Origin of the sequence: Bradyrhizobium sp. 139, from assembly GCF_023074175.1 — a bacterium.
In the GTDB taxonomy this organism is placed as follows: Bacteria; Pseudomonadota; Alphaproteobacteria; order Rhizobiales; family Xanthobacteraceae; genus Bradyrhizobium.
Window position 1 is genome coordinate 16,024 of record NZ_JADPKS010000028.1, and the last position, 25,391, is coordinate 41,414.

Annotated in this window: 24 protein-coding genes; 20 read left to right on the top strand and 4 right to left on the bottom strand. The window is 64.0% G+C overall.

All coding sequences use genetic code 11. From position 1 onward, the window contains the following. Nucleotides 1-6: 6 nt before the first annotated feature. Nucleotides 7-1,572 carry a winged helix-turn-helix domain-containing protein gene (locus IVA80_RS07520; RefSeq protein ID WP_247427899.1) on the top strand — a complete coding sequence of 522 codons (1,566 nt, stop codon included), beginning with the start codon at nucleotides 7-9 and terminating at the stop codon, nucleotides 1,570-1,572. A 167-nt stretch (nucleotides 1,573-1,739) separates the two neighbouring features. After that, nucleotides 1,740-1,949, top strand: coding sequence for a hypothetical protein (locus tag IVA80_RS07525; protein WP_247427410.1), 210 nt, complete (start codon nucleotides 1,740-1,742; stop codon nucleotides 1,947-1,949). A gap of 100 nt (nucleotides 1,950-2,049) precedes the next feature. Here IVA80_RS07525 and IVA80_RS07530 read toward each other — a convergent pair whose 3' ends face one another. After that, nucleotides 2,050-2,349, bottom strand: a complete 300-nt coding sequence (locus tag IVA80_RS07530) for a hypothetical protein (protein WP_247427412.1) — start codon at nucleotides 2,347-2,349, stop codon at nucleotides 2,050-2,052. Nucleotides 2,350-2,924: 575 nt separating this feature from the next. Between IVA80_RS07530 and IVA80_RS07535 the strand changes: the two genes are divergently transcribed. From IVA80_RS07535 to IVA80_RS07545, 3 genes are all read left to right on the top strand, one after another. Beyond that, nucleotides 2,925-3,674 (top strand): hypothetical protein, encoded by a 750-nt coding sequence (locus tag IVA80_RS07535; RefSeq protein WP_247427414.1) that lies wholly within the window; start codon nucleotides 2,925-2,927, stop codon nucleotides 3,672-3,674. Between the two features lie 85 nt (nucleotides 3,675-3,759). Further along, nucleotides 3,760-4,221, top strand: a complete 462-nt coding sequence (locus tag IVA80_RS07540; RefSeq protein WP_247427416.1) for a nuclear transport factor 2 family protein — start codon at nucleotides 3,760-3,762, stop codon at nucleotides 4,219-4,221. 66 nt (nucleotides 4,222-4,287) lie between these two features. Beyond that, complete coding sequence (locus IVA80_RS07545) at nucleotides 4,288-4,803, top strand: hypothetical protein (RefSeq protein ID WP_247427418.1); 516 nt, start codon at nucleotides 4,288-4,290, stop codon at nucleotides 4,801-4,803. Here IVA80_RS07545 and IVA80_RS07550 read toward each other — a convergent pair. Both IVA80_RS07550 and IVA80_RS07555 read right to left on the bottom strand, forming a co-directional pair. Then, a complete protein-coding gene (locus tag IVA80_RS07550) occupies nucleotides 4,790-5,251 on the bottom strand; it encodes a hypothetical protein (protein WP_247427420.1) in 462 nt (153 codons plus the stop codon). The two genes, IVA80_RS07545 and IVA80_RS07550, sit on opposite strands and share 14 nt — an antisense overlap. A 130-nt stretch (nucleotides 5,252-5,381) precedes the next feature. After that, the gene (locus IVA80_RS07555) at nucleotides 5,382-6,788 is read right to left on the bottom strand and encodes a PLP-dependent aminotransferase family protein (RefSeq protein ID WP_247427422.1); all 1,407 of its coding nucleotides are present in this window, start codon (nucleotides 6,786-6,788) and stop codon (nucleotides 5,382-5,384) included. Nucleotides 6,789-6,917: 129 nt separating this feature from the next. Here IVA80_RS07555 and IVA80_RS07560 point away from each other — a divergent pair, with 129 nt between their 5' ends. Further along, nucleotides 6,918-7,379 carry a carboxymuconolactone decarboxylase family protein gene (locus IVA80_RS07560; RefSeq protein WP_247427425.1) on the top strand — a complete coding sequence of 154 codons (462 nt, stop codon included), beginning with the start codon at nucleotides 6,918-6,920 and terminating at the stop codon, nucleotides 7,377-7,379. A gap of 50 nt (nucleotides 7,380-7,429) precedes the next feature. Then, the gene (locus IVA80_RS07565) at nucleotides 7,430-8,068 is read left to right on the top strand and encodes an HD domain-containing protein (RefSeq protein ID WP_247427428.1); all 639 of its coding nucleotides are present in this window, start codon (nucleotides 7,430-7,432) and stop codon (nucleotides 8,066-8,068) included. Between the two features lie 87 nt (nucleotides 8,069-8,155). On the opposite strand, the gene IVA80_RS07570 is transcribed toward IVA80_RS07565, so the two are convergent. Next, nucleotides 8,156-8,458, bottom strand: a complete 303-nt coding sequence (locus tag IVA80_RS07570; RefSeq protein WP_247427431.1) for a DUF3551 domain-containing protein — start codon at nucleotides 8,456-8,458, stop codon at nucleotides 8,156-8,158. Nucleotides 8,459-8,712: 254 nt separating this feature from the next. Between IVA80_RS07570 and IVA80_RS07575 the strand changes: the two genes are divergently transcribed. From IVA80_RS07575 to rseP, 13 genes are all read left to right on the top strand, one after another. After that, nucleotides 8,713-9,435: an outer membrane beta-barrel protein gene (locus IVA80_RS07575; protein WP_247427435.1), complete on the top strand. Its 723-nt coding sequence runs from the start codon at nucleotides 8,713-8,715 to the stop codon at nucleotides 9,433-9,435. Nucleotides 9,436-9,942: 507 nt separating this feature from the next. Next, a complete protein-coding gene (gene dnaE / locus IVA80_RS07580; RefSeq protein ID WP_247427438.1) occupies nucleotides 9,943-13,446 on the top strand; it encodes a DNA polymerase III subunit alpha in 3,504 nt (1,167 codons plus the stop codon). Between the two features lie 91 nt (nucleotides 13,447-13,537). Then, the gene (locus IVA80_RS07585; RefSeq protein WP_247427901.1) at nucleotides 13,538-14,062 is read left to right on the top strand and encodes a DUF2846 domain-containing protein; all 525 of its coding nucleotides are present in this window, start codon (nucleotides 13,538-13,540) and stop codon (nucleotides 14,060-14,062) included. 158 nt (nucleotides 14,063-14,220) lie between these two features. Continuing rightward, the gene (locus tag IVA80_RS07590; protein WP_247427441.1) at nucleotides 14,221-14,901 is read left to right on the top strand and encodes a carbonic anhydrase; all 681 of its coding nucleotides are present in this window, start codon (nucleotides 14,221-14,223) and stop codon (nucleotides 14,899-14,901) included. Nucleotides 14,902-15,053: 152 nt separating this feature from the next. After that, nucleotides 15,054-17,552, top strand: a complete 2,499-nt coding sequence (locus IVA80_RS07595) for a caspase family protein (RefSeq protein WP_247427444.1) — start codon at nucleotides 15,054-15,056, stop codon at nucleotides 17,550-17,552. Nucleotides 17,553-17,777: 225 nt separating this feature from the next. Continuing rightward, nucleotides 17,778-18,773: a 30S ribosomal protein S2 gene (locus tag IVA80_RS07600; RefSeq protein WP_247427447.1), complete on the top strand. Its 996-nt coding sequence runs from the start codon at nucleotides 17,778-17,780 to the stop codon at nucleotides 18,771-18,773. A 134-nt stretch (nucleotides 18,774-18,907) separates the two neighbouring features. Then, nucleotides 18,908-19,831 carry a translation elongation factor Ts gene (tsf, locus tag IVA80_RS07605; protein WP_247427451.1) on the top strand — a complete coding sequence of 308 codons (924 nt, stop codon included), beginning with the start codon at nucleotides 18,908-18,910 and terminating at the stop codon, nucleotides 19,829-19,831. Nucleotides 19,832-19,891: 60 nt separating this feature from the next. Next, the gene (gene pyrH / locus IVA80_RS07610; RefSeq protein ID WP_247427454.1) at nucleotides 19,892-20,608 is read left to right on the top strand and encodes a UMP kinase; all 717 of its coding nucleotides are present in this window, start codon (nucleotides 19,892-19,894) and stop codon (nucleotides 20,606-20,608) included. 66 nt (nucleotides 20,609-20,674) lie between these two features. Beyond that, the gene (gene frr / locus IVA80_RS07615; protein ID WP_247427456.1) at nucleotides 20,675-21,238 is read left to right on the top strand and encodes a ribosome recycling factor; all 564 of its coding nucleotides are present in this window, start codon (nucleotides 20,675-20,677) and stop codon (nucleotides 21,236-21,238) included. 10 nt (nucleotides 21,239-21,248) lie between these two features. Beyond that, the gene (locus IVA80_RS07620; RefSeq protein WP_247427458.1) at nucleotides 21,249-22,007 is read left to right on the top strand and encodes an isoprenyl transferase; all 759 of its coding nucleotides are present in this window, start codon (nucleotides 21,249-21,251) and stop codon (nucleotides 22,005-22,007) included. Further along, nucleotides 22,004-22,846 carry a phosphatidate cytidylyltransferase gene (locus IVA80_RS07625; protein WP_247427460.1) on the top strand — a complete coding sequence of 281 codons (843 nt, stop codon included), beginning with the start codon at nucleotides 22,004-22,006 and terminating at the stop codon, nucleotides 22,844-22,846. Before IVA80_RS07620 ends, IVA80_RS07625 begins: the two co-directional genes overlap by 4 nt. 4 nt (nucleotides 22,847-22,850) lie before the next feature. Then, on the top strand, nucleotides 22,851-24,074 hold the full coding sequence (dxr, locus tag IVA80_RS07630; RefSeq protein WP_247427463.1) for a 1-deoxy-D-xylulose-5-phosphate reductoisomerase: 1,224 nt from the start codon (nucleotides 22,851-22,853) through the stop codon (nucleotides 24,072-24,074). Nucleotides 24,075-24,118: 44 nt separating this feature from the next. Next, nucleotides 24,119-25,270: an RIP metalloprotease RseP gene (gene rseP, locus IVA80_RS07635; protein WP_247427465.1), complete on the top strand. Its 1,152-nt coding sequence runs from the start codon at nucleotides 24,119-24,121 to the stop codon at nucleotides 25,268-25,270. The last annotated feature ends 121 nt before the right edge of the window (nucleotides 25,271-25,391 follow it).

A 25,391-nucleotide genomic window follows, 5' to 3' on the forward strand; every position in this document is an offset into this window, starting at 1 on the left:
GGGGAAGTGGCTTGCGCTATTTTTTTTGAGAACTTTTCTCTCGATACCGACCGGCGCGAGCTGCGTCGCGGGACGGACGTGCTCGCGATCGCGCCGCAAGTGTTCGACCTGCTGGGCTATCTGATCAGTAACCGGGAACGCGTCGTTAGCAAGGACGACCTCATCAACGCCATCTGGCAAGGCCGCGCTGTCTCGGAGGTTGCTCTGACCACGCGCCTCAATGCGGTGCGGAAGGCGATCGGCGATTCCGGAGACGAACAGCGCTTCATCAAGACCTTTCAACGCAAGGGTTTGCGCTTCGTGGCCCCTGTGCGCGACGGGCCCGGGCAGACGGCAGCGACTATCACGGGCAGCCTACCGAGTCCGGTCCCTGCCAAGCCATCGCTCATCGTTCTGCCTTTCGCCAATCTGAGCCCTGCTTCTGAGCAGGATTATTTCGTCGACGGCGTGACAGAGAGCCTGACCACGGATTTGTCGCGGCTGGCCGGCATCTTCGTGATCGGTCGCAACACCGCCTTCACGTTCAAGGGAAAGCATGTAGATCTGAAGCAGATCGGCCGCGAGTTCGGCGTTCGTTATGTCCTCGAGGGCTCGGTGCAGCGAGGCGGCAGCCGGATGCGCATCAACGTCCAGCTCATCGATGCCGAGACCGGCAACCACCTCTGGGCCGAACGTTTCGACAAACCGATCGCCGACCTCTTCGACATGCAGGACGAGATCGGCGCCCGTCTTGCCAATCAGCTGGGAACGGAGCTGGTCTCGGCGGAGGCGCGGCGCGCGGCCCGGGCGCCGCATCCGAATTCGATGGACCTCTATTTCCTGGGCATGGCGAGCGTGAACCGCGGATCGGACCCTGCAAACCTCGCGCAGGCGCGACGGTTCTTCGAACACGCTCTCTGCCGGGACCCGGCGAACCTTGAAGCTATGGTGGGCATGGCATTCGTCGATACCACGCGGGCTACGTCCATGCTGATCGACCGGACGGCGCCCCTGCAGGTGGTCGAATCGTCCTTGGCCAAGATACTTGCCCACACGCCCAACCACGCGATGGCGCATTGCCTGATGGGCGTCGTCCAGATTTTCACCAAACGCGCCGCTCAGGGCATTGCCGAATGTGAGCGGTCTTTGGAGCTGGATCGGAACCTGGCCATTGCTCATGCGTGGATCGGACTTGGCAAGTGCAATCTCGGTCGGGCGGAGGAGACCGAAGCCTGTGTCATGGAAGCATTCCGGCTCTCTCCACGCGATAACAGGGCCTTCTCATGGATGAACACGGCGGGCGTAGCGCAGTCATATCTTGGTCTCGATACGGCGGCTGTTCACTGGTTCAAGCGCTCCATCGAGACCAACCGGAACATTGCCCCGTTCGTCTATTTCTATCTCGCCGTCGCATTGGCTCATCTCGGTCAGACCGAAGAAGCGCGGGCTTATGTCAAGGCGGGGCTAATCCTCGCTCCTACTTTCAGCATCGCCCAGTTCCACGCCAGTTCGCCAACCGACCATCCGACCTGTCTCGCGCAGCGAGCTCGTATTGCCGAGGGCCTGCGCAAGGCAGGACTTCCCGAGCAGTGAATGGCGGGCCGAGCAGTCGAGGCTGAGGTATCGCTCTGAGGCGTCGCTCCGCAAGCTCCGGTTGCTGCCTAACTCAGACCTCAGGAGCACAGCGGACCTCTTGCGAGCTGTGAGCATGCAGCTTAGTTGGCGCGCCTTGTCCCGGCAGCGGCCTTGCCTTTGCGAAATTGCCCATACGGCTTCGCCAGGGCAGCCCGGAATTCGTCAAATGGTGGGAAGCGCACGAGATCCGCAGCACCGCCTCCGGCCTCAAGACCATGTCCCATCCGACCCTTGGCGTGCTGCATTTCGAGCACACGAGTTTTCAGGCCAACGACGATCCCGCGCTGAAGCTGGTGATCTACACGCCGGGCCAAAGCGCGATGAGATTGGGATGAATCGTCATCGCGCTTTAGGTTATTGAACGTGATCTTTTCGGAAAACCGCTGCAAACTCTTCCGGATCATGCTCTAGGGCGTAGAACGGGCGGCGCCCCGACTAGAGATCGATGCTAACGGCGATGTTACGGCCTCGTAGTTCGGCAATCTTCATTCCGTCAGCCTGCACCTGCGCAAACTCCGGGTCCTTTGCCATGGCCTCCTGCACTTTGCCGTAATCTTCCCAACTGGAGTAGCGCGTCGTAACGAGCAGCTCTCCTGCCCAAGGACCGGTGTGGAAACGGGAGAGCCGAAGAAATTCGGCACCATGTTTTTCAAAGATTTTCTTCGCCTGCCTGATGATCTGGATCGTTTCCTCGACCTTGTCGGTTTTGAAGCGAGTAAATTGAACGATCGGCATGGGCTACCTCCATAGCTGTGTAAACTGTCCAAGAGGCATGTATCGAGCAACGTTTGAGGAGCGAACCTCCAGTTCGATCTCGATGAAGGTTCGTCTTCAGCGGCTTGATTCTGGTTCAGGCTTCGTAAGCGGAAGCAACTCTGCCCTTTCTCGGCGGATGGGCTCGCATCGTCACTGGCAGGCAATTTTCGCGCGGAGTGGTGTTCGCGGCGAACCTGAGAATTGCCGAGTTTAATCGACGTAACGCCTTCGAGTGCCAGAGGGGCTGTTCGAACGTCGCGATCGCGGCGAAGCGCGTTATGCACGCTGGTGGGCGGAGTTGCAGATTGAATCGTCGGACCCGTGGTGCTACGTTTCAGCCACGTCATTCCGTTTTCGGTTTGATGCGACGGGCTATCGGGCTTACGGACTGCCGCCCGTTGATTTGAAATTGGAATACTTGAGCCAATAGCGCCCCGCCTCCGGCCCCCCTTTTGAGTGCGGTCGGACAATGTTTTTTCATTGGCCTCCGTTCTTCCCATTGACTCGGAGGCGGGTTCTTTCAGTCGAACTTTGCAACAAAGTCGATCTTCGACATGTGCATTCTGACAAGCCACGCGGATCGCGCCGCACTAGATCATCATCCGAACGCGGGGCGAAGCAGGCATTGCCTGATTGTTGCGTTGCTCTGTGCCGCCCCCTTGTTTCAGTCCACGCTGCAGGCATGGGGACAATGCTCGGCGCGCGACGTCTTACAGAATCAACCGAAGCTCGGCAAAGTTCGTGCAGTTGATCTGCCGCAAAAACTCATCGGGGCCGCCCGCGATGTTCCGACATGGAAGACGATAGCGGTCGGCACCTTTGCCAATTCCATTGCGTTGCGCAATGCATTGGATTCCGTAGGTTGCAGTATTGGCGGGCTGGCCGCGGAAGTTCTCGCTCGATCGGCCTTCACCGTCAGTTCCAACAAGACGGGCGTGGAGCTTGTAATGGTGTCCGCGATCGAGCTTGGCTTCAAAACCGATAGCGTGCCGCTGGCCGTCATTTACGCGCGGGCCCGGCAACTTGGCTTTGAACTTGCGGCAGCGGAGATCGGTCCGCAATTGCGCCTTCAATATTTTGATCAGCCCATGGGCGAATTTCTCATCGTGGGAATGCAGCCAATCAAGACGTGGAGCGGAGAGCCGGTGGTTCTTAACGTGGCAAATGGCGGAGCCGGATTGATCCTGATCGGCCAGGACGGCAGGGATGACGCTGAAATACCGGCGACCTCTCGTTTTCTTTTCGTGCGGTCGCCCGAACTCAGCGGCGGGCTCGATACAGCGGCCGCTCTCCTGCCACCATGAGGACGAACCAACAAAGTTCGAGCAAACAGTGGGTGTCCGCAACTGCCTCTCGTCTGGAGAGGCATCAACAGTAGGGAGTAGCATCATGCGTAGAGTTGGATCTGTATTTATCTCGCTGTTACTATCAGCAATTCCTGCGACTGCGTCAGATCAAAATCTCAAAGAAGAAATTGGAAAGATAGGTTCTGCCTACGAGCGGTACTTCAACAACAAGGACGCCGCCGGGATTACTTCACTTTATACGAAGAGCTATATGCGTGTTACTGAAGACGGAGTCGTGGATAATACCAAGTACTATGAGAACGCCTTCAAAGCGGGCGTTAGTCGTCTCGAGGTAAAGATGACCGAGGTTGAGTCATTGTCAGAAAGCACGGCTCTGGCAACTGGCGAATCTCGCGTTACTGGCAAGAGCGAGACAGGTGCTCCCATAGACTTCACTGTTATTTGGACCGCTCTCGACGTTCGTGAGGACGGGCAATGGAAGATTCGCATGCTCACGTCGATTCCCAAGCCGCCGCCGCCCCAGCCGCAGCAGGCAGCAAAGTAACTCAAGGCATAGCCTGCTCTGCTCGCAATAGTTCTCTGCACCACCTTAACTTAAAGGGAGCTAACGATGGTCATTTTACACGCAAACATCGCATTGCTTTCAGTCGCGGTCGTTCTGACAACTACGGGTGTCCAGGCTCAGAGTATGCCGCCGGAAGGCCCCGTCTCGGTCATATTTACCGCCACGCCGATTCCTGCTCCCAAGCCGATGCCGATCGGCGGCGGCAGAGAGTTTGTTCTCATGAACCAAGCCATGGCAGCCTCAAACGAGGCGGGAAATCCTGTACTCAACAACATGGGTGGACGTTGTCAGCTCAGCCGCCTAACGGATCCATCGGCGAAGACCGCCGAAATTCATGGGTTCTGTACTTACGTCGACAAGGATGGCGATCAAGTGTTCGAGCAATGCGACTGGATGCCCGCATCCCCCAACAATTGCAACATAACCGGGGGGACCGGCAAATTCGAAGGTCTTCAAGCCGCGCTCGTCGTCACCATCGACCCTCTCAAGAGCAACTTCGATGGCATCAGTCAGGTCATTGGCCACAAGAAGGGGACGTACAAGTTCGTCAAGACGAACTAAGCCCGCCATGTCGATGCCGAACCTTGTTGTGTCTGGCTTTCCGTCCGGCATCGGCGTGATCTCGCGGACATGCAGGGAGCGGGAGCGCCAGCATCGCCATGACCATGTCAGGGGCGATGCGGCCGCGCCAGACCCCGTGCTTGCCGGCCTGCAGCGGAAACCCTGCGGTCTCCTCCGCTTTGCCTACGCGCAGGGTGTCGGGCACCGTCTCGCGGTCAGGCCAGCGCGTCTCGCCGATGTGGCGGCGCAGGTCGTCGAGGTCCGAGTCAGGAATGCTGATGTTGAATTTGCGGATGCCGGCGGCGCCTGCGGGGCTTGCTGCGCTATCTGCGGCCTGAGCGGATGATGCGATCGCCGTGAGCGGAAGGTTGAGGCCAATGGTACCGATCACCGACGATACAAGGAAGTCTCGCCGGCCGATTCCGGTGTTGGTGACAGACACACTCATTCTCCAGTTCTCTCGTCTGTGTTGTCGAGAGCGAGAGGCAGATAGCATCGCTGACATGTCATATGAACGGCAATTGCGACGTTCGGAACGTCAAGTCGTGCTTTCTCGAAACAGCGGGCAGTCTCGCGCGTCACGTCAGGCGGTCAATGATTCCGAAGAGCTGCGCGCACGACTCTTCGATTCTCTTTTGCGGAGATGTGGCGACGCCGAGCAACAGACCGGCCCGCACCGAAGCTGCCGACGCATACCAGAGCGATAGCGGAGTAGGCGCCAGTCCAAGCGATGCCGCTTGCCTGGCGATGGCGAGATCAGGTGCGCCGTCAGGCAATGGCAGGACCGCTGCCAATCCGGCAATCGCGACATTCGCGGCGCGCGCCCGAAGCTGTTTCAGCAATGCATCGCCTTGCGCGGCGTAGACCCGCTTCGTGCGTCGGAGATGCCGCAGATAATGCCCCTCGCGCATGAAATCGGCCGTCGCGAGCTGCACCGCGGGCCCGGGCGCCGGTGCGAGGCAAGCCGCGGCTTCGGCAAATCGCGATGCCAGAGCGGCCGGTGCCACGACAAAGCCCAGCCGCAGGGCGGGGGTCACGGTCTTGCTGAACGAGCCGATGTGGATGACGCGGCCGGCGCGATCGAGCGAGGCGAGTGCCGGCGTGGCCCGGCCCTTGAGCTGAAGCTCGCTGAGATAGTCGTCCTCGATCACCCACGCCTTGCTTCGGGCGGCCCAATCGAGCAGGCGCGAACGTCTCGCCAGCGACAATGTGGATCCGAGCGGCGCCTGCTGTCCGGGCGTCACAACAACAAGTGCTGCGTCAGGAGCATGTTTCAGGCCGTAATCGACATCGATGCCATCAGCGTCAACCGGGATCGGCGCGATCGATAATCTTGCAAGCGCGAGGCCGTGCCGGGTGAAGGGAAAGCCTGGATCCTCCACCCAGACCTTCTTCTGCTCGAGGCCTAGGACACGGAGCGCCAATCCGAGGCCGCCGCTGAAACCGCTGGTGATGATGATCTGGGACGGTGCGCAATCGAGCCCGCGCGCCAGCGCAAGGTAAGCCGCGATCTCGCGTCGCAAGTCGAGCTCGCCACCGGGATCCGGATAAATCGCCGGCGCGCTCATTTCGACGCGAACCGCCTGCGCGCGCATCCTTGCGAACAGCGTGGCAGGAAAAGTCTCTTGCGCAGGCACGCCCATCTGGAAGATCGCCGGCCCCGCCGTGAGCTCCTGGTACATTTCCATGAACGAGCCGGGGGCCGGGGCTTTGTCCTTGCGAACGGGAAAGGACGGCCGATCCGCGACATGCGTTCCAGTTGCGCGGGACGCGACGATCAGTTGGGCAGAGGACAATTTTTCATATGCCGATCGCACCGTGCCGCGTGCGACGCCAAGCTGGGCTGCGAGATCCTGCCAGGAGGGCAGGCGCGCTCCCGGGGCGAGCACGCCGCTCTCGATGGCGGCCCTGATCCCCTTGCCGATCTGCTCCGCCAGCGGCGTTTTCGCAGATCGATCCAGCTCCAGCCGCAGCGGTTTGGTCATGCCCAGTGGTACACGATTTTTGTGCGTTCTTGGTACTTTCCTGTGGACCACGGCGCTAGCACTTATGGGCAGAGGAGGGCCCCGGCAGCCACAACTGGCGAGCGGGACCGATCATCAAGGAGCAAGGAAATGAGTGAACGCCTCGATTACAGCCACGTCGCACCGGCTGGCGCGAAAGCATTGGGCGGTGTCTACGGCTACGTCATGCAGAGCGGGCTTCCTGCAACGCTGGTCAACCTCGTCTATCTGCGCGTGTCGCAGATCAACAACTGCGCCTATTGCCTCGACATGCACACGCGCGATCTGCTCAAGAGCGGACAGAAGATCGAAAAGCTCGCGCTGCTGCAGGCGTGGGCGGAAGCCGGCAACCTCTTCGACGCGCGTGAACGCGCTGCCCTCGCATGGGCCGAGACGGTGACCCGCGTTGCGGACACCGGCGTGCCGGATCAAGCGTACGAGGCTGCCCGCAAGGTCTTCGCCGAGCGCGAACTCGTCGATCTCACCATCGCGATCGGCCTGATGAATGCGTACAATCGCATGGCGATCAGCTTCCGGAATACGCCGCAGGCCGCCATCGAGAAGGCCGCCTGACGGGCCGCGAACGGCATCAACCGACATCGATGCAAAGCAGGAGCTTGAATATGACGAGCCTGATTTCCGGAATCAAAATTCCCGACAGCAAGCTGGCGCGCGAGGCCACCGAATTGGTGCGCCAGTACGAAGACAAGATGCTGTTCAATCATTCAGTTCGCGTCTACGTGTTCGGTGCACTCAAGGGACTGCGTCAAAAGCTGAAATTCGACTCGGAACTGCTCTACGTCGCGGCGCTGTTTCACGACCTCGGCTTGGTCGATCATTACCATACGGAGACCAGGCGATTTGAGGTCGACGGAGCCGACGCCGCGCGCGACTTTCTCCGGGGACACGGGATTTCCCAGCCGCAGGCTGATCTGGTGTGGGAAGCCATTGCGCTGCATACCACCCCCGGCATTCCGCAATATATGAGGCCAGAAATCGCGCTCACGAACGCAGGCGTTCTGGTGGATGTCGTCGGCGTTGGATTTGACGACTACACGGCCGAGCAACGCGAGCAGGTGATCACCGCATTTCCGCGCGGTGATTTCAAGAACGAGTTCCTGAAGGTGCAGACCTGCTCAGCCCTGAAGAAGCCCCAGACGACGTTTGGGACGGTCAATTTCGACTACATCGAGGATCATGATCCCACCTTCCGCAAGCCAAATGCGTGTACGCGCATCCGCAACACGCCCTGGCAGAGCTGAGCCGTCGTCGGCATTCCCCTGCGAGGGACGGACATTGCGGGCGGAGCCGTTACGCCACCGGATCTCTGGCGGCGGGTGCGCCGCATCTCAGCGCGGCAAGTAATAGCCCGGCGTCTGCATGCGCGGACGATTCTGATAGGCGTAGGGATCGTCGCTCTGGCCTGCGAAATACGGATTCGCGATGCAGGTGAGGGCGCGGCCTGACGAGCTCGCCTGACACTGTGCATAGGTGTCGAACGTGCAATTGCTCAGCCCCGGCCATTCGTCGCCGGTGAGGCAGAAAGCATGATGCGTGCCGAAGGCGCCTGCGGGCGTGCTGGCGCCGAGCGCAAATGCGGCGATTGCGAGCGAAAATGTGGCGGCAATGGGGAGAACGACTTGTCCACGCATCTCTGGTCTCCAATCACGCGAATGTGCGCGCGTCACTGTTACGCGTGCACGCTGCGTATGTCGTGTAGTCGACATTGGAACTCATGAAAACTCTTGTTTCAAAGGGTTTCCCGCCCGCGCTGCTAAACATCCATTAACGCAGCACGGCCCTTTGGCCCTGACTGTTGCGTCGGGGTTACAGCAATTCCGTCGAGCGCTGTTATGACGATATTACGGCCCGGGGGCCTTAACGACGAAACTGGAACGGGAATCAAATGAACAAGAATTTGTTGCTTGCCGCTGTGAGCCTCGTCGCGCTCAGCGCGACTGCGCCGGCGCTGGCTGCTGATCTCGCCGCGCGGCCTTACACCAAGGCGCCCGCGATGGTCGCCACGATTTATGACTGGAGCGGCTTCTACATCGGCATCAACGGCGGCGGCGGTTCTTCGCACGCGAGCTGGGACGTGGTCGGCTTCGGCCGCGACGGTTCGCATGACGCGACCGGAGGCACCGTCGGTGGCCAGATCGGTTATCGCTGGCAGTCCGGCCAGTTCGTGTTCGGCGTGGAAGGCCAGGGCAACTGGGCCGACTTCTCCGGCAGCCACGTTGGCGCGCTCTTCGGCAACACCAACAGCACCAAGATCGATTCGTTCGGTCTGATCACCGGTCAGGTCGGCTACGCCTGGAACAACGTGCTGCTCTACGTGAAGGGCGGTGCTGCGGTGGTTGGCACCAAGTACGACACCTCTTTCGCTGGTGTGTCTCTTGCTTCGGCCAACGACACCCGTTGGGGCGGCACGGTCGGCGCAGGCATCGAGTTCGGCTTTGCGCCGAACTGGTCGGTTGGCGCCGAGTACAACCACATCTTCCTGGGTGGCAACGATCGGACCCTGACTGGCGCCGGCGGTGTTCTTCCGGTCCACGTCAGCCAGGACGTCGACATGGGTCTCGTCCGCCTGAACTACAAGTTCGGCGGCCCGATCATCGGCAGGTACTGAGACTAAGTCGCTCATTTCGAGCGATCGTCGAAAAGCCCCGGCCACGTGCTGGGGCTTTTTTGTTGCGCGAATTCAGCGAGTTAACCATCAGTTTTCGAGATGGCTCATGCGGCTTGACTCCTGAGAACGAAAAGAGAACAATGTTCTTCATACGTTCTGGTGATGGAGCAAGCCATGTTCAGGATTTTCGTGGAAGAAGCCGCCGCACTCGCCTCGATCTCGCTGTTCGTCGGGATGATCGCGATCTGGGCGCAGGTGATTCCGCAGCTCTAGCGCCGCGGTTTACAAAACCGATGCTCAGGAACCCGAGTGGGCCCCCGGGTGTCCCTGGGGAAAAGCGGGACGACGCGGCCGATCGGCCGCTCCGGCGTGGACTCTGAAGTGGCGACGCCCCACCATTGTGAGGCGAGTCGGCCGGGCGGATGCAGGATGTCCTCATGATCCTCTTGTGATTCCCTTGGCGCCGGCGACCGCTCCATTCCATCTGCAAGAGGCCGTCACGCGACCATGCCGAGCGCCGGATTTGTCCACCTTCACGTTCACTCGGCCTATTCGTTGCTCAAGGGCTCGATCAAGATCGCCAAGCTCGCCGAGCTTGCGAAGAAAGACCACCAGCCCGCGCTGGCGCTGACCGACACCGACAATATGTTCGGCGCGCTGGAGTTCTCCGACAAGATGGCGGGCTCCGGCATTCAGCCGATCGTCGGCTGCGAGCTCGCGATCGATTTCGGCGACCAGGATCCCAATGCGCGCAACGCGCTGCTGCCGTCGCGCGTGGTGCTGCTGGCGGCCCACGAGCGCGGCTATCGCAGCCTGATGCGGCTGAACTCGCGCGCGTTTCTGGAGACGCCCGACACCTCTGCCTGCCACATCAAGTTCGACTGGCTCGAAGGCGAGAGCGACGGCCTGATCGCGCTGACGGGCGGGCCGGAGGGGCCGATCTCGCTGGCGCTCGCCGCCGGACAGGCCGAGGTTGCGGCCTCGCGCTGCGAACGTCTCGCCAAACTGTTCGGCGATCGCCTCTACGTCGAATTGCAGCGCCACGGCCTCGACAAGGAGCGGCGCATCGAAAGCAGCTTGATCGACATCGCCTACGCCAAAGGGCTGCCCCTGGTCGCGACCAACGAGCCGTATTTCGCCGCGACCGATGATTACGAGGCGCACGATGCGCTGCTCTGTATCGCCGGCGGGCGGCTGATCGCCGAGACCGATCGCGTTCAGCTCACGCCCGATCACCGCTTCAAGACCCGCGCCGAGATGGCGGTGCTGTTCGCCGACATTCCGGAGGCGCTGGCCTCGACGGTGGAGATCGCCGAGCGCTGCTCGTTCCGTCCGATGACGCGCAAGCCGATCCTGCCGTTCTTCACGGTCGGCGCTGCCGCAAGCTCCGATGCCGCCTCGGTCGAGGCGGTCGAGCTCAAGCGCCAGGCGGAGGAGGGGCTCGCCAACCGCCTCAGCGTCCACGGCCTGTCGCAGGGCACCACGGAAGAGGACTACAACAAGCGTCTGGCGTTCGAGCTCGACGTCATCATGCGCATGAAATACGCGGGCTATTTCCTGATCGTGTCGGACTTCATCAAATGGGCGAAGTCGCAAGGGATTCCGGTCGGGCCGGGCCGCGGTTCGGGCGCCGGCTCGCTGGTCGCCTGGGCGCTGACCATCACCGACCTCGACCCGATCAAGTTCGGCCTGCTGTTCGAGCGCTTCCTCAATCCGGAGCGCGTCTCGATGCCGGACTTCGACATCGACTTCTGCCAGGACCGCCGCGGCGAGGTGATCCAGTACGTGCAGCAGCGCTACGGCCGCGACCAGGTCGCGCAGATCATCACCTTCGGTACGCTGCAGGCGCGCGGCGTGCTGCGCGACGTCGGCCGCGTGCTGCAAATGCCCTATGGCCAGGTCGACAAGCTGACAAAACTCGTGCCGCAGAATCCGGCAGCGCCCGTGACGCTGGCGGCTGCGATCGAGAGCGAGCCGAAGCTCCAGGCGTTTCGCGACGAAGATCCGGTGGTGGCGCGCGCCTTCGACATCGCCCAGCGCCTCGAAGGCCTGACCCGTCACGCCTCGACGCACGCGGCCGGCATCGTGATCGGCGATCGCCCGTTGAGCGAACTCGTGCCGATGTATCGCGATCCCAAGTCAGACATGCCGGTGACCCAGTTCAACATGAAATGGGTCGAGCCGGCCGGCCTCGTGAAGTTCGACTTCCTCGGCCTGAAGACGCTGACCGTGCTCGACGTCGCGATCAAGCTGCTCAAGCCGCGCGACATCCATGTCGATCTCGCGACGCTGCCGATCGACGATGCCGAAAGCTACCAGATGCTGGCGCGCGGCGAGGTGGTCGGCGTGTTCCAGGTTGAAAGCCAGGGCATGCGGCGCGCGCTGGTCGACATGCGCCCCGACCGTTTCGAGGACATCATCGCGCTGGTCGCGCTCTATCGCCCCGGTCCGATGGCGAACATTCCGACCTATTGCGCGCGCAAGCACGGCGACGAGGAGCCGGAATATCTCCATCCCGTGCTGGAGCCGATCCTGAAGGAGACGTTCGGCGTCATCATCTACCAGGAACAGGTGATGCAGATCGCGCAGGTGATGTCGGGCTATTCGCTCGGCGACGCCGACCTCCTGCGCCGCGCCATGGGCAAGAAGATCCGCGCCGAGATGGAGAAGCAGCGCGAGATCTTCGTCGCCGGTGCGGTGAAGAACGGCGTACCGAAGGGACAAGCCGATACCATCTTCGAGCTGCTGGCGAAATTCGCCGACTACGGCTTCAACAAGAGCCATGCGGCGGCGTATGCGCTGGTGTCCTACCATACCGCCTATATGAAGGCGCATTACCCGGTGGAGTTCATCGCGGCGTCGATGACGCTCGATCTTAACAATACCGACAAGCTTTCCGAATTCCGCTCCGAGGCGCAGCGCCTCGGCATCAAGGTCGAGCCGCCGAACATCAATCGCTCCGGGGCGACCTTCGAGGTCGGCGACAAGACGATCTACTACGCGCTGGCCGCGCTGAAGGGCGTCGGCATTGCGGCCGTCGAGCAGATCATCGCGGAGCGGACCAGGAACGGCCTGTTCACCTCGCTTGCCGACTTCGCCGCGCGGGTCAATCCGCGCGCGATCAACAAGCGCATCATCGAGAGTCTCGCCGCCGCCGGCGCCTTCGATACGCTGGAGCCGAGCCGGGCCCGCGTCTTCGCCGGCGCGGATGCCATCCTCGCCGCCTGCCAGCGCTCCCATGAGGCGGCGACCATCGGCCAGAATGACATGTTCGGCAGCGCGGCCGACGCACCGACCATCATGCTGCCCCAGATCGAGCCGTGGCTGCCGGCCGAGCGGCTGCGCCGCGAATATGATGCGATCGGCTTCTTTTTGTCCGGCCATCCGCTCGACGATTACGCAACCGTGCTGAAGCGGCTGCGCGTGCAGTCATGGGCCGAGTTCTCGCGTGCGGTGAAGACCGGCGCCACCGCCGGCAAGGTCGCGGCCACCGTGGTGTCGCGGATGGAGCGGCGCACCAAGACCGGCAACAAGATGGGCATCATGGGCCTGTCCGACCCGACCGGCCATTTCGAGGCCGTGCTGTTCTCCGAAGGCCTAGCGCAATACCGCGATGTGCTCGAGCCGGGCGCCGCCGTGTTGCTCCAGCTGGGTGCGGAATTGCAGGGCGAGGACGTCCGCGCCCGCGTGCTGCATGCCGAGCCGCTCGACGACGCCGCCGCCAAGACGCAGAAGGGCCTGCGCATCTTCGTGCGCGACACCAAGCCGCTGGACTCGATCGCCAAGCGTCTGGCCGGACCCGACATAGCCGCGTCGAACGGCGCCGCGCCAAAAGCCGGCAGTCCCGGCATTGCGCCGCGCTCCAACGGCGACGGCGAGGTCTCCCTGGTGATGATGCTCGACCTCGAGACCGAGGTCGAGATGAAGCTGCCCGGCCGCTTCAAGGTCTCCCCGCAGATCGCCGGCGCGATCAAGGCGGTCGCGGGTGTCGTGGACGTACAGCAGATCTAGCGGCGTTCGCTGCGCGGGTAGGGTGGTGACGTCGTTGCAACCAGACGATGTTTTCGGCTAACATGCTGCCGGGGAATTTCTCGGGGGCGTGATGTTACTGCGTGGACTGGTGCTGCTCGTGGCCGCAGCGTTGCTGTGCGGCTGTGAGACGACCGCGAGGAGCGGGCTGGATTATTCGGAGACGCTGCGGAAGGTCGGGCCGCCGAAGGCCGGCCAAACGCGGATCGTTGTGCTTCGCGAAAAAGGTTATGGCGGCCTCGCCGATGCGGGCTGGGAATTCCGCCTCGACGGCGCGCCGCTCGCAGGTCTGAAGACCGGGACTTATGTCTATGTCGATCGCCCGGCCGGTCAACATCAGTTCGTGGCGGAGGAGGCCGGCTTTCCCGGCGTCACGCGCATCGATTTTTCCGCGCGTTCGGGCGAGACCCTGTTTTTCGCGGCACGCATGAGCGAGCGCAAGAATGCCGTGATCGCAAATGCGAGCACGGGATTGTTGGGCTACGGCCTCACGCTCGCGATGACCTCCGGCTACAAGAACCAGGGGCCGATGGATTTCCTGGCGCTGGACGAAACGGCGGCGAGGACGACGATCGCCGAGCTGAAACTGGCCCAATAGGGCAGAGCTCGGCTTTCAGGGTTGGTGACGCTGTCGGAGCCGGGATGTAAGGTGACGCGTCTGCACTGATCTTCCTGAAACGGCCGGGGAAACGAACAATGTGCGAAAAATGCTCTGAAGATCGCTCCAATCAAACCGCGCCGTCGCGGCGGTCCGCGATGTTGTTTGGTGCCTCGGCGCTCGGCCTCGCCTTGACCGGCGGAGCCTTCGCCAAGGAAACCAAGCCACCGCCCAAGCCGCAGAACGTGCTGTCGCCCGACGCGGCGCTGAAGCGACTGATGGAAGGCAATGCCCGCTACGTCGACGGCGTGTCTCGGCGCCACGATTTCAAGCACGAGCGCGAAGCGCTGGCCGGCGGGCAGAATCCGTTTGCGGCCGTGCTGAGCTGTGCCGATTCCCGCATCGCGCCGGAATATGCCTTCGACGCCGGCCGCGGCGATCTCTTCGTCTGCCGCGTCGCCGGAAATTTTGCCGGCACCGAGACCATCGCCAGCATGGAATATGCGGTCGCCGTGCTGGGCGCTCCGCTGATCCTCGTGCTCGGCCACGACAGTTGCGGCGCGGTCGATGCGACGCTGAAGGCGATCAAGGACGACAAGCCGCCGCCGGGACACATTCCCTCGCTGGTCGATGCGATCGCGCCCGCCGCAAGAGCTGCGATGCAGCAGGGCGGGGACGTGCTCAACAAGGCGATCCGGCAGAACGTGATCGACAACATCGCCAAGCTGAAGTCGGCCGCGCCGATCCTCAATGCCGCCGTGGAGCAGGGCAACCTGAAAGTCGTCGGCGGCATCTACCGGCTCACGACCGGAACGGTCGAGCTGATCGCGCAGGGTTGAGGATTGCACGGAGCTGACGGCGGTGCCTAGCGGCCATGCCACCGCCTCAATCCAAGCTTTTCGTTACACAAGCCTTTCGTTCAAGCGCCATTCAGCTGGCCGGGCGTTTCATGCGCGGTGGCACCTCAACGACAATAGCGGGCAAGCAAGCCATGCGTGGGACGCTCAAAGTCTTCATCTGCCTTCTCCTGCCGTTCGTTGCCCTCGCCGCGGCTGCGCCGGAGCCAGCGCGCGCGCAGCAGCAGGAAAAGCGCATCGCGCTCGTGGTCGGCAACGGCGCCTACGCCAAGTCGCCGCTGGCGACGACGGCGAACGACGCCGGCCTGATCGCGCAGACGCTGCAAGCGGCGGGCTTCGACGTGGTCGGCGCGCGCGACCTCGACGGCGACACGCTGCGCAAGAGCTTTCGCGATTTCATCCAGAAGGCGCAGGCCTCCGGGCCCGGCACGGTCGCGATGGTCTATCTGGCCGGCTACGGCGTCCAGCTCGCCGGTGAGAACTATTTCATCCCGGTCGATTCCAACATCACCCGCGACACCGACATTCCGACCGAAGGCCTGCGCATCAGCGACTATCTGCGCCAGCTCGCCGCCATTCCGCTCAAGGCCAATATCGTCGTGCTCGATGCGGCGCGCGCGCAGCCGTTCGTCGAGGGCGGCCAGCAGATCGCGAGCGGACTTGCGCTGGTTGAGCCCGACGCCAACATGCTGATCGCCTTCAACGCCGCGCCCGGCACGGTGGCGCCGGAAGAGCCCGGCCCGTACGGCATCTACGCGCAGTCGCTGGCCGAGATGATCCGCACCGGCGGCCTGCCGCTGCCTGATGTGTTCGACCGCGTCCGTCTGCGCGTCAACGAGGCCAGCAAGGGCGCGCAGGTGCCCTGGAACGAGGCGAAGATATCGGCACCCTTCTCGTTCTTCGAGCGCGGGCCCGATGCGCCGCCGCCAGCGCAGCCGACGGACCAGGTCGCCGCGATCCGCAACAAGCCGATCCGCGACCTCGGCGTGCAGGATGCCTATGCGGCCGCGCTCGAGCGCGACACGCTGCCGGCCTATGAGGAGTTTCTGAGCGCCTATCCCGGTGATCCGCTGTCGAAGCGCGTGATGGCAATCGTCGCGGCGCGCCGCGAGGCGATTACCTGGCGGCGGACCTATCGGAACGACACGCCGGAAGCGTACTGGTCGTATCTGCGTCGCTATCCGCGCGGGCCGCATGCGGCCGATGCGCGCCGTCGTCTCGCAATCCTCACCGCGCCGGTCGAGCCACCGCCGACCTTTGCGATGATCGACTATGACGTGCCGCCACCGCCGCCGGAGGAGGTGGTCTATGTCGATCGTCCCGTGCTGTACTTCAGCGACCCCGATTTCGGCTTTGCGCCACCACCGCCGCCGCCGGTCTATTATTTGCCGCCGCCACCGCCGGATTTCGTCGTGCTGTCGCCGCCGATGCCGGTGGTCGGCCTGTTCGTGCTGCCGCAGCCGGTGTTCGTTCCGATCCCGGTATTCGTCAGGCCGCCGGTCTATGTCGCGCCGCCGCCGAACAACATCATCTACCAGAACATCCACAACACCACGGTGATCAACACCGTGATCAACCGCCCGCCGGCGCCGACGCCGGGAGCGGGGCCGGGCCCCGGACCGGGCAATCTCGCGCCGGCCGTTGCCGGCCGCGCCAACCCGGCAGGTCCGGCCGTGCCGCAGGCGGTCGCGCAACGCGCCGCCCTGATCCAGCAGGGCAAGGCGCCGATGCCGCCGAGCGCGACCATGCAACCGACAGTGAAGCCGGGGACGCCTCCGGCGACGCCGGCCAACGTCGCGCCGACCGCGGCGCCATCCGCTGCGCCGCCGGTCAGACTGCCCCAGGCCAACACGCTGCCGGTTCCCGGGGCCCATGGCGCCCCGCCGGCACCGCCCGCCGGGGCAGGGAGCCTTCCGGGCGGCAGGCCCGCACCGACGGCGACTGCACCTGTCACGGCGCCGCCGACGCATCCGGGGGCGCCGACGGCGGCGGCTCCCGGCACGACGCTGCCGGCCCATCCCGGTGCGCCAACGGCCGCCGCGCCGGCGGCTGCTACGCCCACCATGGCAAACCCGGCCGCTGCGCCAGGCCAATCGGCCAAGCCGCCGGTGGCTCAGACCCCACCCGGGACCGGGCCCGCCGATCGTGCCAAATCTGCAACCCGTGAGCCGGCCGGCTCGCCGCCTCCTGCTGCGGGCGCGCTCGGCACGCCTCCGCGCTCGGCGGCCCGGCCGGTCCCGCCGCCGCCCTCGGCTGCGCGCGAGCCGATCAGGCCGCTGAATCTGCCCTCGGCTGCTCCAGCGCAGGCCAATCGGCCGTCGGCACCGCCATCGCGGCCCCAGGCCGTGGCGAGGCCGGCGCCTCCGCCGCCGCAGGCCGTCGCGCGCCCGACACCGCCGCCGCATGTCGCATCGCCGCCGCCGGCACGGGTGGCTCCGCCCGTGGCGGTCGCACGGCCCGCGCCCCCGCCAATGGCTCGGCCCGCGCCGCCGCCGCCGGTAGCCCGGCCGGCGCCTCCGCCGCCGCCCCGGATGGTGGTGGCGCCTCCGCCGCACCCCGCAGCACCTCCGCCGCGTCCGGCGGCCCCGCCGCCGGCGGCAAAGAAGTGCCTGCCGAACCAGCCGAAGTGCTAGGGAGCAGCGTGGCCTTGACGAAGTGGCCTTTCCGAAATGGGGCCTTCGGCGGGCGAAATCCGCCCCCGAAAGGCCCTTATTTCCTTGCTTCTGGCTGTAATCGCGCTATACAGCGCGCCATCTCACACGGAAGCATGGCTCACAAGGCCGTCCGGTGGCAGCCGGGGCGACAACGCTCCGTTTTGCTCACACGCTTCCGGAGGAACCAACCGGAGAACTAGAACAATGGCACTGCCCGATTTCACTATGCGTCAGCTCCTCGAAGCTGGCGTGCACTTTGGTCACCAGTCTCACCGCTGGAATCCGAAAATGGCCCCGTTCATTTTCGGCGCCCGCAACAATATCCACATCGTCGACCTCGCCCAGACCGTGCCACTGCTGCACACGGCCTTGCAGGCGGTCAGCGACACCGTCGCCAAGGGCGGCCGCATCCTGTTCGTCGGCACCAAGCGCCAGGCGCAGGACGGCGTCGCGGATGCAGCCAAGCGCTGCGCGCAGTATTTCGTCAACTCGCGCTGGCTCGGCGGCACGTTGACCAACTGGAAGACGATCTCGGCCTCGATCAAGCGGCTGCGTCATCTCGATGACGTGCTCGCCGGCGGCGATGCCTCCTCCTACACCAAGAAGGAGCGCCTGACGCTTCAGCGCGAGCGCGACAAGCTCGACCGTTCGCTCGGCGGCATCAAGGACATGGGCGGTCTGCCCGACCTGATCTTCGTGATCGACACCAACAAGGAAGACATCGCGATCCAGGAAGCCCAGCGGCTCAACATCCCGGTCGCCGCGATCGTCGACACCAATTCGGATCCCAAGGGCATCACCTTTGTGGTCCCTGGCAATGACGACGCCGGCCGCGCGATCGCTCTGTATTGCGACCTGATCGCCCGTGCGGCGATCGACGGAATCTCGCGCGCCCAGGGCGATTCGGGCATCGACATCGGCGCGTCGGTTCGTCCGGTCGCCGAAGAGCTGCCGGCTTCGTCGGCGAGCGGCTTCCAGGGCCTTGCCGGTCCGCGCGGCACCGCCGACGACCTCAAGAAGCTCCCGGGCGTGTCGGGTGCGATCGAGAAGAAGTTCAACGACCTCGGCATCTTCCACTTCTGGCAGCTTGCCGAGCTCGACCACGACACCGCGCACAAGATCGGCGAAGAAGTCGGCCTGCCGAGCCGTGCGGATGCCTGGGTGGCCAAGGCCAAGGCGCTGACCGCGGAAGCGGAATAGTCAAAAAGAGCGAGACGGGTTGGCCGGACGGCGTCCGGCCACCATTTCAGTTGACGCGAATTCCTGAGATGGACCGCGGCAGGGCGTTTTGATGCCACGCCGCGGTAAACCGGCAGGCAACAAGGATTTCAACAATGGCAACGATCACAGCTGCGATGGTCAAGGACCTGCGCGAGTCCACCGGCGCAGGCATGATGGACTGCAAGGCCGCGCTCACCGAAAACGACGGCAACATGGAAGCGGCGCAGGATTGGCTGCGCAAGAAGGGCCTGTCGAAGGCCGCCAAGAAGTCCGGCCGCGTCGCCGCGGAAGGCCTGATCGGCGCGCTCACCAGGGGCACCCGGGGCGTCGTGGTCGAGGTCAATTCCGAGACCGACTTCGTCGCGCGCAACGGTCAGTTCCAAGGCCTCGTCAAGATGATCGCCCAGGTTGCATTCGACGTCGGCGCCGATGTCGAGAAGATCAAGGCCGCCAAGGTCGGCGAGGTCACGGTCGAAGCTGCGATCAATGACGCAATCGCCACCATCGGCGAGAACATGACGCTGCGCCGCGCAGCTTCCCTCGAAGTGAAGCAGGGCGTCGTGTCGAGCTACGTCCACGGCGCCGTCGTCGAGGGCGCCGGCAAAATGGGCGTGATCGTCGCGCTGGAATCGCCCGGCAAGGCCGACGAGCTCGCAGCCCTCGGCCGCCAGATCGCGATGCATGTCGCGGCCACCAACCCGCTCGCGCTCGACCCGTCCGGCCTCGATCCGGCGGTCGTCAAGCGCGAGAAGGACGTGCTCGCCGACAAATATCGCCAGCAGGGCAAGCCCGAGAACGTGATCGAGAAGATCGTCGAGTCCGGCCTCAAGACCTACTACAAGGAAGTCTGCCTGCTCGAGCAGGCCTTTATCCACGACACCGGCAAATCGGTGGCGCAGGCGGTCAAGGAGGCCGAAGGCAAGGTCGGCGGCGCGGTGAAGATCGCGGGCTTTGTGCGCTATGCTCTCGGTGAGGGAATCGAGAAGCAGGAAAGCGACTTCGCGGCCGAGGTCGCGGCGGCCAGCGGCAAGAAGTAAGCGCCGGAACGTTCCTTCCGGCGTGCCGCCGGAAGCGGCGCCCGGACAAGGAAAGTGCCCATGACTGATCCGGTCTATCGTCGCGTCGTGATCAAGCTGTCCGGCGAATATCTCGCGGGACAGCAGGGTTTTGGCATCGATCAGCCGACCCTCGACCGGGTTGCCGACGATCTGATCGCTGCCCGCCAGCTCGGCACCGAGGTTGCGGTGGTGATCGGCGGCGGCAACATCGTGCGCGGCGTCGAGGTGTCCTCGCGCGGGGTGTCGCGCACCACCGGCGACACCATGGGCATGCTCGCCACCATGATGAACTGCCTGGCGCTGGAGGCGACGATCGAGCGCATGGGGACCCCGGCGCGCACGCTGTCGGCCTTCGTCATGCCCGAAATTTCCGAACTGTTCACCCGCACCGCGGCGCACAAATACCTCGCCGAGGGCCGAATCGTGCTGCTCGGCGGCGGAACCGGCAATCCGTTCTTCACCACCGATACGACCGCTGTGCTGCGCGCCGCGGAGATCGGAGCCCAGGCGGTGCTGAAGGCAACCAATGTCGATGGCGTCTACTCGGCCGACCCGAAAACGGACCCGGCCGCCACGCGGTTCGACCGGTTGACGCATTCGCAGGCGATCGAGGGCGGCTATAAGGTGATGGATGCGACCGCCTTCGCGCTTGCCCGCGAGACGTCGTTGCCTATCATCGTGTTCTCGATCGCGGAGCCGGGCTCGATCGGCGCTGTACTGCGTGGCGGCGGCCACGGAACCATCGTCGCCGGCTGACGGCTCGTCGTTGCACCCTGAGGGAAGGGTGCGGAGAGGTCGCCGGGATTTTGAAGGAGAAACGTGATGGCCACGGACAATTTCGATCTCAACGAAGTCAAGCGCCGCATGCAGGGCGCCATCCAGTCGCTCAAGCACGAACTCGGTGGCCTGCGCACCGGTCGCGCCTCCGCATCGATGCTCGATCCGGTGCAGGTCGACGCTTATGGCAGCCACATGCCGCTCAATCAGCTCGCCACCGTCAGCGTGCCGGAGCCGCGGCTGATCTCGGTGCAGGTCTGGGACAAGTCGATGGTCAAGGCGGTTGAGAAGGCGATCGTCGATTCCAATCTCGGCCTGTCGCCGGCGACCGAAGGCCAGGTGCTGCGCCTGCGCATCCCCGAGCTCAACGAGGAGCGTCGCAAGGAACTCGTCAAGGTCGCGCACAAATACGCGGAAGCCGCCAAGGTCGCCGCACGCCATGTCCGCCGCGACGGTCTCGACGTTCTCAAGAAGCTCGAGAAGAGTCACGAGATGTCCGAGGACGATCAGAAGCGCCACGCCGACGAGGTGCAGAAGGCGACCGATGGCACGATCTCCGAGATCGACCAGTTGCTGGGTGCCAAGGAAAAAGAAATCCTCACCGTCTAAGGCTGCCTCCATGTCCAACGCCGCCGCGCCAGCAAGGGAAGGACCCGACCGGTCCGACGCGCCTGCGCATGTCGCCATCATCATGGATGGCAACGGGCGTTGGGCGGCCGCGCGCGGGCTGCCGCGGGCCGAAGGGCATCGCCGCGGTGTCGAGGCGCTGCGCCGCGTGGTGCGTGCCTCGCACGAGCTCGGCATCCGCTATCTCACCATCTTCTCCTTCAGCTCGGAGAACTGGTCGCGCCCGGCGAGCGAGATCGGCGATCTCTTCGGTCTGCTCCGCCGCTTCATCCGCAACGATCTCGCGAGCCTGCATCGTGACGGCGTCAAGGTCCGCATCATCGGCGAGCGCGACGGACTCGAGAGCGACATCTGCGCGCTCCTCAACGAGGCCGAGGAACTGACGCGTGACAACACGCGCCTGACGCTGGTCGTCGCCTTCAATTACGGTTCGCGGCAGGAAATCGCGAAAGCCGCGCAGAAACTCGCGCGGGAAGTCGCGGACGGCAAGCGCGATCCCGACACGATCGATGCCGAGACGATCGGGGTTCATCTCGATGCGCCCGACATTCCCGATCCCGATCTCATCATCCGCACCAGCGGCGAGCAGCGGCTGTCCAACTTCCTGATGTGGCAGGCCGCCTACAGCGAGCTCGTCTTCGTGCCGATCCACTGGCCCGATTTCGACAAGGCTGCGCTGGAAAGTGCGATCGCCGAATTTGCCAGGCGCGAGCGCCGTTTCGGCGGTCTGGTCGCGAAAACCGCCTCGTGAGCGAACCCGACGCCGCATCGGCGGGCCCCAAGCCTGCCCCGAGCAATCTCGTGATGCGAGTCCTCGCAGCGCTGGTGCTGGCGCCGCTCGCCATCGCGCTGGCTTACGCCGGCGGCTGGCTGTGGGCGCTTCTCGTCACCCTGGTGTCGATCGGGCTGTTTGCGGAATGGCTGATGGTGGTGGGCGCGGGCTCGGTCGCGCTGACCGGGGCAGGGACCATCGTCCTCGCCATGATGGGATTCTGCGTCGCCTTCGGCGCGCTCAAGACCGCCGTCGTCACCGGCCTCATTGGCGGCGCGATCGTGACGCTGATCGCAAGGAGCAAGTTCGTCTGGGCGGCTTCCGGCTTCGCCTACGCATCGGCGGCGCTGCTGGCCTCAATCCTGGTGCGGCAGGATCTCGTGAACGGCTTCGCTGCGCTGATGTTCGTGCTGCTCGTGGTGTGGGCGACCGATATCGGCGGCTACTTCGCCGGCCGCAGCATTGGCGGACCGAAGCTGTGGCCGCGCGTGAGCCCGAAGAAGACCTGGTCCGGGGCGCTCGGCGGCTTTGTGGCGAGCCTTTTGGTTGCAGTCGGCTTTGCGGCGTGCGGGTTCGGAAAGACGATTCCACTGCTGCTCGTCAGCGCCGCGCTGTCGGTGGTGTCGGCATGCGGCGATCTGTTCGAATCCGCGGTAAAGCGGCGCTTCGATGTCAAGGATTCCAGTCACTTAATTCCCGGCCATGGCGGGCTACTGGACCGTCTGGACGGTTTTGTCGCCGCCATCCTGATGGCATGGATTATCGGCTTTCTCCGCCATGGTGTGCATAGCGCCGGAAGCGGTCTTATGGTTTGGTGAAGGTATGAGCGCGGTTCCATTGCGTAACAACAAAGCTGCGGCGACTGCCGTCCGCAGCGTCACGGTTCTCGGCGCCACCGGCTCGATCGGCGACAGCACGATGGACCTGCTGCGCGCTTCGCCCGAGCGCTACCGCGTCGAGGCGTTGACGGCGAACGGCAATGTCGAAGCATTGGCAAAGCTCGCCAAGGAATTTTCCGCGCGTTTCGTGGCGATTGCCGACACCTCCAAGTTCGCCGAACTCAAAGCCGCACTTGCGGGAACGAGCACCGAATGCGGCGCGGGCGAAAGCGCTGTGATCGAAGCCGGCGCGCGTCCGGCCGATTGGGTGATGGCCGCCGTGAGTGGCGCCGCCGGGCTGAAGCCGGCCCTGGCCGCCGTCGATCGCGGCGCGCATGTCGCGCTCGCCAACAAGGAATGTCTGGTCTGTGCCGGCGATTTCTTCATGCAACGCGCGGCCAAGGCGGGCGCCTGCATCCTGCCGGCCGATTCCGAGCACAATGCGCTGTTCCAGGCGCTGGGCTCAGGCAATCGCGACGAGCTCGTCCGCGTCATCATCACCGCCTCGGGCGGGCCGTTCCGGACCTGGAAGAGCGTCGACATCGAGCAGGCGACACTCGAGCAGGCCCTGAAGCATCCGAACTGGAGCATGGGCCAGAAGATCACGATCGATTCCGCCTCGATGATGAACAAGGGGCTCGAGGTGATCGAGGCGTCCTATCTGTTCGCGCTGAGCCCGGACGAGATCGAAGTCCTCGTTCATCCGCAGTCGATCATCCATGGCATGGTCGAGTTCTCCGATTGCTCGGTGGTGGCCCAGCTCGGCGCCCCCGACATGCGCACGCCGATCGCGCATTGCCTCGGCTGGCCCGACCGCATCAAGGGGCCGGCGGCCAAGCTGGATCTGGCCAAGATCGGCCAGCTGACCTTCGAGGCGCCGGATTTCGAGCGCTTCCCCGGACTTCGGCTGGCCTTCGATTCGCTGCGGACCGGGAAGGGGGCGACCACCGTCTACAATGCCGCCAACGAGGTCGCAGTCGCCGCCTTCATCGCCGGCAAGATCCGGTTCGGGGCGATCGCGCGGCTGGTCGAGGCGACGCTGGACGACTGGATCCGTGGCGGGAATCAGGCCCCCCTGATGTCCGCCGACGATGCAATCTCTGTTGACCATGTTGCGCGAAATAGAGCTGCCGCCCTATTGCCTCAAATTGCCTTAAAGGCATCCTAGATGGTTCGCGGCCAGGGCCTTGCGGCGCTGGATGAGGGAATTCGATGATCGACTTTTTCGTCCATAGTTTCAATACGTTGAGCCATGGGCTCCTCGGCTACGCGGTTCCCTTCCTGTTCGTCCTGACGATCGTCGTGTTCTTCCATGAGCTCGGCCATTTCCTGGTCGCGCGCTGGGCGGGCGTGCGGGTGTTAACCTTCTCGCTCGGTTTCGGACCTGAGCTGGTCGGTTTCAACGACCGCCATGGCACCCGCTGGAAGATCTCGGCGATCCCGCTCGGCGGCTACGTCAAGTTCTTCGGCGACGACAGCGAGGCCTCGACGCCGTCGACCGAGACGCTCGCGGCCATGACGGCCGAGGAGCGCGCCGGCAGCTTCCACCACAAGAAGGTGGGCCCGCGCGCTGCCATCGTGGCCGCCGGACCGATCGCCAATTTCATCCTGGGCGCGCTGATCTTCGCCGGCATGGCGCTCTATTACGGCAAGCCGAGCACGATCGCGCGCGTCGATGGCGTCGTCGCTGACGGCGTTGCGGCCGCTGCCGGCTTCAAGATCGGCGACGTCGTGGTGCAGATCGATGGCAAGCCGATCGAGAGCTTTGCCGACATGCAGCGAATCGTTGCGATGAACGCCGGTTCGGCGCTTACCTTCCAGGTCAAGCGGGAGGGGACCGTCGTCGCCCTGACCGCGACCCCGGCGCTGCTCGAGCGGAAGGATCCCTTCGGCAACAGTCACCGCCTCGGCGTGCTCGGCGTCGAGCACAAGTCCCAGGCCGGTGAGGCCTCGACCACGCCGGTCGGCATCGGCGAAGCGCTCAAGATCGGGGTCGAGCAGGTCTGGTTCATCATCACCAGCACCTTCAAGTTTCTTGGCTCGCTGTTCATCGGACAAGGCAATCCCAACGAGGTCAGCGGCGTTCTTGGCATCGCGAAGATGTCGGGGCAGGCGGCCAGCGCCGGGTTCCAGTTCGTGATCAATCTGTGCGCGGTGCTGTCGGTGTCGATCGGGCTGCTGAACCTATTCCCGATCCCGCTGCTCGATGGCGGTCACCTTATGTTCTATGTGGCGGAGGTGGTCCGCGGCCGGCCCTTGTCGGAGCGGACTCAGGAGATGGGGTTCCGAATCGGGCTCGGTTTGGTGCTGATGCTGATGGTGTTCGCCACCTACAACGACATCCTGCGAATGGCGGCTTCCTGATAGGGGCTTTTTTGTGGCGTTGCTGTTGGGCAACGTCTTGGAATGAAATTGAAATTGCGGCGCGCTCGGCCGTTTGCGGCGTCGGTGAAATTGGCTACAAGCGGCCCAGAAGTTGGGGAAT